The organism is Neisseria sp. HMSC070F02 (genome assembly GCF_001814225.1).
GTDB lineage: Bacteria > Pseudomonadota > Gammaproteobacteria > Burkholderiales > Neisseriaceae > Neisseria > Neisseria meningitidis.
The window spans coordinates 1-7,620 of the sequence record NZ_KV815455.1 but is presented as its reverse complement, the minus strand read 5'-3'; the positions used below and the strand labels follow the sequence as shown (position 1 = coordinate 7,620).

At 53.6% G+C, this 7,620-nt stretch carries 8 protein-coding genes; 4 read left to right on the top strand and 4 right to left on the bottom strand.

Annotation, left to right across the window (positions count from 1 at the left end):
• The 4 genes from HMPREF2959_RS13520 to HMPREF2959_RS07390 form a co-directional block, all read right to left on the bottom strand.
• Positions 1–259 (bottom strand): hypothetical protein (locus HMPREF2959_RS13520; RefSeq protein WP_371441794.1); only part of this gene is annotated, 259 nt, incomplete at its 3' end.
• 95 nt (positions 260–354) lie between these two features.
• Complete coding sequence (locus HMPREF2959_RS07400; protein ID WP_070696601.1) at positions 355–561, bottom strand: DUF2788 domain-containing protein; 207 nt, start codon at positions 559–561, stop codon at positions 355–357.
• 94 nt (positions 562–655) lie between these two features.
• Positions 656–1,825: an O-succinylhomoserine sulfhydrylase gene (metZ, locus tag HMPREF2959_RS07395; RefSeq protein ID WP_002243735.1), complete on the bottom strand. Its 1,170-nt coding sequence runs from the start codon at positions 1,823–1,825 to the stop codon at positions 656–658.
• Between the two features lie 144 nt (positions 1,826–1,969).
• Entirely contained in the window at positions 1,970–2,731 is a 762-nt protein-coding gene (locus HMPREF2959_RS07390; protein ID WP_002243736.1) for a hypothetical protein, read from the bottom strand.
• A gap of 99 nt (positions 2,732–2,830) precedes the next feature.
• On the opposite strand from HMPREF2959_RS07390, the gene HMPREF2959_RS07385 reads away from it, so the two are divergent.
• From HMPREF2959_RS07385 to trkA, 4 genes are all read left to right on the top strand, one after another.
• Positions 2,831–3,082: an NGO1151 family protein gene (locus HMPREF2959_RS07385; protein ID WP_002218963.1), complete on the top strand. Its 252-nt coding sequence runs from the start codon at positions 2,831–2,833 to the stop codon at positions 3,080–3,082.
• Between the two features lie 51 nt (positions 3,083–3,133).
• Positions 3,134–3,940, top strand: a complete 807-nt coding sequence (locus tag HMPREF2959_RS07380; RefSeq protein WP_002243737.1) for a basic amino acid ABC transporter substrate-binding protein — start codon at positions 3,134–3,136, stop codon at positions 3,938–3,940.
• A 306-nt stretch (positions 3,941–4,246) separates the two neighbouring features.
• On the top strand, positions 4,247–5,770 hold the full coding sequence (locus HMPREF2959_RS07375) for a fumarate hydratase (RefSeq protein ID WP_002243738.1): 1,524 nt from the start codon (positions 4,247–4,249) through the stop codon (positions 5,768–5,770).
• A gap of 97 nt (positions 5,771–5,867) precedes the next feature.
• Entirely contained in the window at positions 5,868–7,280 is a 1,413-nt protein-coding gene (gene trkA / locus HMPREF2959_RS07370) for a Trk system potassium transporter TrkA (protein WP_002216751.1), read from the top strand.
• Positions 7,281–7,620: the final 340 nt, after the last annotated feature.

Below are 7,620 nucleotides of genomic sequence, written 5' to 3'. Positions count from 1 at the left end.
TCTGATTTTTCAGACGACTTTTGAACATTGCCGCTACCCAATGATTTGGATTCCCGCCTGCGCGGGAATGACGATGTAAAATTATCCGGGATTCAAAAAGACAGGCTTTCGCATCCGTGGGAATGACTGCGGAAAGATGATTTTTATAGTGGATTAAATTTAAATCAAGACAAGGCGACGAAGCCGCAGACAGTACAAATAGTACGGTAAGGCGAGGCAACGCCGTACTGGTTTTTGTTAATCCACTATATTTTGTCATAAAAATCCGCACCTTAATCAGTTGGCGGTTAAATCAAACTTTTAGGGTGCAGATTACTTTTTATGATTTCAGACAGCATTTTGACAGGCAGCAGCCTATTTCGGCAATACCAAAAACTTAATCAATAACTCTTTGAACACAAAACCGAACACGCCCAAGCCCAAAACCAAAAACAAAATGACGATGCCGAATTTGCCTGCTTTGGACTCCTTGCCCAAATTCCAAACAATAAAACCCAAAAAAATAATCAAACCGGTCAGGCAGATTTTCAACGCCCAATCGGCAAAAACCGCTTCATCCATATTTTTCCCTATTGTTGATGTGTATGCCATATAAGATAAGGGTTTCAGACGGCATTTGCGGTGTTTTTCCGCCGATGCCGTCTGAAACACGCAATCAGCGTGCGAGTGCCTGTTTCAAATCATCGACGAGGTCGCCAACATATTCCAAACCGACCGACAGGCGCACCAATCCGGGGCGGATACCGGCGGCGAGTTTTTCTTCGGGCTGCATTCTGCCATGCGTGGTTGTCCACGGGTGGGTAATGGTTGAGCGCACGTCGCCGAGGTTGGCGGTGCGGGAAAAGAGTTCCACGCCGTCCACAACTTTCCACGCCGCTTCTTGGTCGGCAACTTCAAAGCCGATGACGATGCCGCCGCCGTTTTGCTGTTTGCGGATAAGCGCCACCTGCGGATGGTCGGGCAATCCGGTGTAATACACGGCTTGAACCTGCGGCTGCGCTTGCAGCCATTGCGCGATTTTCAGGGCGTTGTCGAACTGTTTTTCCATACGCAGCGACAGGGTTTCTACGCCGCTCAACAACTGCCATGCATTAAACGGCGACATTGCCAGCCCGCAAGAGTTGCAATACATGGCAACCTGCGCCATCAGTTCTTCCGAACCCGCCAACACGCCGCCCATCACGCGCCCGTGTCCGTCTATGGCTTTGGTTGCGGAGGAAACGGAAATATCCGCACCGTGTTTCAAAGGCTGAGAGCCGACTGGAGACAAGAGGCTGTTGTCCACCACCAAGAGCGCGCCGATGCCGTGCGCCAATTCCGCCAAAGCTTCCAAGTCGGCCACTTCGCCCAAGGGGTTGGACGGCGTTTCCAAAAACAGCAGTTTGGTATTAGCTTTGACGGCGGCTTTCCATTCGTTTATATCGGTCGGCGACACGTGGCTCACTTCGATGCCGAATTTGGTAACGATGTTATTGATAAAGCCGACGGTCGTGCCGAACAGGCTGCGGCTGGAAACCACATGATCGCCCGCCTGCAAAAAGGTGAAAAACGCCGCCTGAATCGCAGACATACCCGTCGAAGTGGCGACCGCGCGTTCCGCGCCTTCCAAAGCGGCGATGCGTTTTTCAAAGGCGGCTGTGGTCGGGTTGGCGGTACGGGTATAAGTGAAGCCTTTGATTTTTTTTGAAAACAAATCGGCGGCGTGTTGGGCGTTGTCCCACATGAAGCTGCTGGTCAGGAACAAGGCCTGATTGTGTTCGCGGTATCCGGTTTGTTCTTTGCCGCCGCGTATGGCGAGCGTTTGCGGATGAAGTTTTTTGCTCATCGGTGATTCCTCGGTTTTGTCCGTTCAAAAACGGGGCGCGCGCCCGTTGTTTAATTTGTTAATATTTTGCGCCCGTTCCGTGCGCCTTTCAAGTCGGACGGGCAGGAAAATGCCGTCTGAAACGGCTTTCAGACGGCATGACGGTCAGCGTTTGTATTTTAACTCGTACTTGATGTCGTTGAGGATTTTGCGGACATCGTGTTCCAACACGTCTTCGACTACCGCCCCCGCCTGCTCGTGCAGCATCTGCTGGAGCTGGTAGGTAAAAACCGCCATCTGCTTCTGCACCGCCGTACGGATGATGCCGTTGACGGTATCGGTCAGATGGGGGCGCAGGCGTTTGATCAGCCGTTCGGTCAGCTCCTGTTCGGACAGGCAGAACACTTCGCGCCGGTTGACGGCTTTCGGGTTCAGGATATTGATTTGGACGGGCATCAACGCCTCTTCCGCACCGCCTTCGCCGTTTTCCGCAACCCCGTCTGCCGCCGTACCCGATTCTGCCGCATCGGCGTTTTCCCCGCCTTCAATCTGTCCGGTTTCAAATTCGGCACTGTCTTTTTTGGCATCGAACAGGATTCTCCGCCGCGATTCGATGTGTTTTTCCGAAACCGACATTTGCAGGGAAGCCTGCGCGTTGAGCCAGTTTTCCTGAAGGACAATCATCGGGTCGGTTTCGACTTCCTCGCCGCAATCGGCAACGGCGGCATTGTGTTCCTCCTGCCATTTTTTCAGATACGCCTTCAACACATGGTCTCGGCTCTCATCGTCCAGTTTCGGCACAGGCGCGTCCGTTCCGGTTTCAGAGGGGCGGGACAGCGGCGCGTAAGTCGGCACTGCCTTCATACGGCGCGTCTGACGCAGGTTTTCCAAACGTTTTTCCCAATTCGGCTCTTTATTCACATCCATTTTCGGCTTCCGGTTCTTAATCTTTGCAGGCAGACAAACCCGCGCCCAAAGCGCGGTTTGATATAATGGCGCATTTTAACAGATTCGCGAGGATACATCATGGGCAGCATCGAACAGCGTTTGGAATATCTGGAAGAGGCGAACGACGTGCTGCGTATGCAGAACCACGTCCTGTCCACCGCATTCAAAGCCTTAATCCGCGCCCTTCCCGCCGAAACCGCCGAAATCGCGGTCGAGTCGATTCAGCTTGCTTTTGAGGACGCCTTGGCAGAATTGAGCTATGAGGACAGCCCCCATACCGATTTGTTCCACGACGTTACTTATGCGTTTTTCCGTGAAAAAGAACGTTAATTTTATGTTAAACTGATTTTTTAGGCTTTTTGATTACCGAAAGGAATTTTGATGAATATGAAAAAATGGATTGCCGCCGCCCTTGCCTGTTCCGCGCTCGCGCTGTCTGCCTGCGGCGGTCAGGGTAAAGATGCCGCCGCGCCCGCCGCAAACCCCGACAAAGTGTACCGCGTGGCTTCCAACGCCGAGTTTGCCCCCTTTGAATCTTTAGACTCGAAAGGCAATGTCGAAGGTTTCGATGTGGATTTGATGAACGCGATGGCGAAGGCGGGCAATTTTAAAATCGAATTCAAACACCAGCCGTGGGACAGCCTTTTCCCCGCCTTGAACAACGGCGATGCGGACGTTGTGATGTCGGGCGTAACCATTACCGACGACCGCAAACAGTCTATGGACTTCAGCGACCCGTATTTTGAAATCACCCAAGTCGTCCTCGTTCCGAAAGGCAAAAAAATATCTTCTTCCGAAGATTTGAAAAACATGAACAAAGTCGGCGTGGTAACCGGCTACACGGGCGATTTCTCCGTATCCAAACTCTTGGGCAACGACAACCCGAAAATCGCGCGCTTTGAAAACGTTCCCCTGATTATCAAAGAACTGGAAAACGGCGGCTTAGATTCCGTAGTCAGCGACAGCGCGGTCATCGCCAATTATGTGAAAAACAATCCGACCAAAGGAATGGACTTCGTTACCCTGCCCGACTTCACCACCGAACACTACGGCATCGCGGTACGCAAAGGCGACGAAGCAACCGTCAAAATGCTGAACGATGCGTTGGAAAAAGTACGCGAAAGCGGCGAATACGACAAGATTTACGCCAAATATTTTGCAAAAGAAGACGGACAGGCCGCAAAATAAGCCCGCCCGTCCGAACACAATGCCGTCTGAAGCCCTTTCAGACGGCATTGTTCATCAATCGGCCTACAATGAACTGCCTGCTGATTTCTCCCTACCGCAAAGCAACAGGCAAAGATTACAAATATCAAAATCCCAGTAAAACAGTATTTTATTAAAACAAATTGATAATCAAGAGATTAGAATTATGTATTGTCTTTACCGTACAAACGCTGGCACTATTTCAACCTGATAAAAAACAGCTTTCAAAAAGGTTGTTTAAAACAGCAGCAGACACTTACCGCCACAACCTTGAAAAGGAACACAATCATGACCGTCATCAAACAGGAAGACTTTATCCAAAGCATTTGCGATGCCTTCCAATTCATCAGCTACTACCATCCCAAAGACTACATCGACGCGCTCTATAAAGCGTGGCAGAAGGAAGAAAACCCCGCCGCCAAAGACGCGATGACGCAGATTTTGGTCAACAGCCGCATGTGTGCCGAAAACAACCGCCCCATCTGCCAAGACACAGGTATCGCAACCGTGTTTTTGAAAGTCGGTATGGATGTGCAGTGGGATGCGGACATGAGCGTGGAAGAAATGGTTAACGAAGGCGTGCGCCGCGCCTACACTTGGGAAGGCAACACCCTGCGCGCCTCTGTCCTCGCCGATCCGGCCGGCAAACGTCAAAACACCAAAGACAACACCCCCGCCGTCATTCATATGAGCATCGTGCCGGGCGACAAAGTCGAAGTAACCTGCGCGGCAAAAGGCGGCGGTTCTGAAAACAAATCCAAACTCGCCATGCTCAACCCTTCCGACAACATCGTCGATTGGGTATTGAAAACCATTCCGACGATGGGCGCGGGCTGGTGTCCTCCCGGCATCTTGGGCATCGGCATCGGCGGCACGCCTGAAAAAGCCGTGTTGATGGCAAAAGAGTCCCTGATGAGCCACATCGACATCCAAGAATTGCAGGAAAAAGCCGCGTCCGGCGCAGAATTGTCCACCACCGAAGCCCTGCGCCTCGAACTCTTTGAAAAAGTCAACGCGCTGGGCATCGGCGCACAAGGCTTGGGCGGACTGACCACCGTGTTGGACGTGAAAATCCTCGATTATCCGACCCATGCCGCCTCCAAACCGATTGCCATGATTCCGAACTGCGCCGCCACCCGCCACGTCGAGTTCGAATTGGACGGCTCAGGCCCTGTCGAACTCACATCGCCGCGCGTCGAAGACTGGCCCGATTTGACTTACAGCCCCGACAACGGCAAACGCGTCGATGTCGACAAGCTGACCAAAGAAGAAGTGGCAAGCTGGAAAACCGGCGACGTATTGCTGTTGAACGGCAAAATCCTCACCGGCCGCGATGCCGCACACAAACGCCTCGTCGATATGCTCAACAAAGGCGAAGAATTGCCCGTCGATTTCACCAACCGCCTGATTTACTACGTCGGTCCCGTCGATCCGGTCGGCGATGAAGTCGTCGGTCCGGCAGGTCCGACCACAGCCACCCGCATGGACAAATTCACCCGCCAAATGCTCGAACAAACCGACCTCTTGGGCATGATCGGCAAATCCGAGCGCGGCGTGGCCACCTGCGAAGCCATCGCCGACAACAAAGCCGTGTACCTCATGGCAGTCGGCGGCGCGGCGTATCTCGTGGCAAAAGCCATCAAATCTTCCAAAGTCTTGGCGTTCCCCGAATTGGGCATGGAAGCCATTTACGAATTTGAAGTCAAAGACATGCCCGTAACCGTCGCCGTAGATAGCAAAGGCGAATCCATCCACGCCACCGCCCCGCGCAAATGGCAGGCGAAAATCGGCATCATCCCCGTCGAATCTTGAGGCGCCATGCCGTCTGAACACAAAATCTGCCTTCAGACGGCATTTCCGCCCCCGGTTGCGGTACAATCCACCATTTCATCACTCGGCGACCCACACCGTGAAAATCCTCATTTTAGGCAACGGACAGGTAGGTTCTACCGTCGCACAAAACCTTGCCGCCATACCCAACAACGACGTAACCGTTATCGACATCGACGAAAAAGCATTGCAGGAAACAGGCAGCCGCCTCGATGTCCAAACCGTTTTCGGCAACGGCGCATCCCCCTTCACATTAGAACGCGCCGGCGCGGAAGATGCCGACTTGCTGCTCGCGCTCTCCCGCAGCGACGAAACCAACATCGTCGCCTGCAAAGTTGCCGCCGACCTGTTCAACATCCCCGGCCGCATCGCGCGCGTCCGTTCCAGCGAATACCTCGAATACCTCAGCCCCAAGCTCGAAAACAACGAAAACGGCAGCCTTTCCATATTCGGCATAACCGAAACCATCAGCCCCGAACAGCTCGTTACCGAACAGCTTGCCGGCCTGATAGACTGCCCGGGCGCATTGCAGGTTTTACGTTTTGCAGACGACCGCGTGCGGATGGTCATCATACAGGCGCGGCGCGGCGGACTGCTTGTCGGACGCAGCATTGCCGACATCGCCCAAGATTTGCCCGACGGGGCCGACTGCCAAATCTGCGCCGTTTACCGCAACAACCGCCTCATCGTCCCCGCGCCGCAAACCGTCATCATCGAAGGCGACGAAATCCTGTTTGCCGCCGCCGCCGAAAACATCGGCGCGGTCATACCCGAATTGCGCCCCAAAGAAACCAGCACCCGCCGCATCATGATTGCCGGCGGCGGCAACATCGGCTACCGTCTCGCCAAGCAGCTCGAACACGCATACAACGTCAAAATCATCGAATGCCGGCCGCGCCGTGCCGAATGGATAGCCGAAAACCTCGACAACACCCTCGTCCTGCAAGGTTCGGCAACCGACGAAACCCTGCTCGACAACGAATACATCGACGAAATCGACGTATTCTGCGCCCTGACCAACGACGACGAAAGCAACATTATGTCCGCCCTTTTGGCGAAAAACCTCGGCGCGAAGCGCGTCATCGGCATCGTCAACCGCTCAAGCTACGTCGATTTGCTCGAAGGCAACAAAATCGACATCGTCGTCTCCCCCCACCTCATCACCATCGGCTCGATACTCGCCCACATCCGGCGCGGCGACATCGTTGCCGTCCACCCCATCCGGCGCGGCACGGCGGAAGCCATCGAAGTCGTCGCACACGGCGACAAAAAAACTTCCGCCATCATCGGCAGGCGCATCAGCGGTATCAAATGGCCAGAAGGCTGCCACATTGCCGCCGTCGTCCGCGCCGAAACCGGCGAAACCATTATGGGACACCATACCGAAACCGTCATCCAAGACGGCGACCACATCATCTTTTTCGTCTCGCGCCGGCGCATCCTGAACGAACTGGAAAAACTCATCCAGGTCAAAATGGGCTTTTTCGGATAAACCGCCCCATTCCGGACATATTGCCGCCAAGCGGTATGGAAGCAGAAATAATGGTAGGTGGGCTTCAGACGGCATCCGCCCTCCCCGTCATTCCCGCGTAAGCGGGAATCCAGACCTTGGGATAGCGGCAATATTCAAAGGTTATAAAAGACCCGTCATTCCCGCGCAGGCGGGAATCCAGACCTTGGGATAGCGGCAATATTCAAAGGTTAGCTGAAGCTTTAGAGATTCTAGATTCCCGTTTCCACGGGAATGACGAAAGGTTGCGGGAATCCAAACCATTGGGCAACAGCAATATTCAAAGATTCTTGGATTCGGATTTCAAGTGCAACACTAGTGT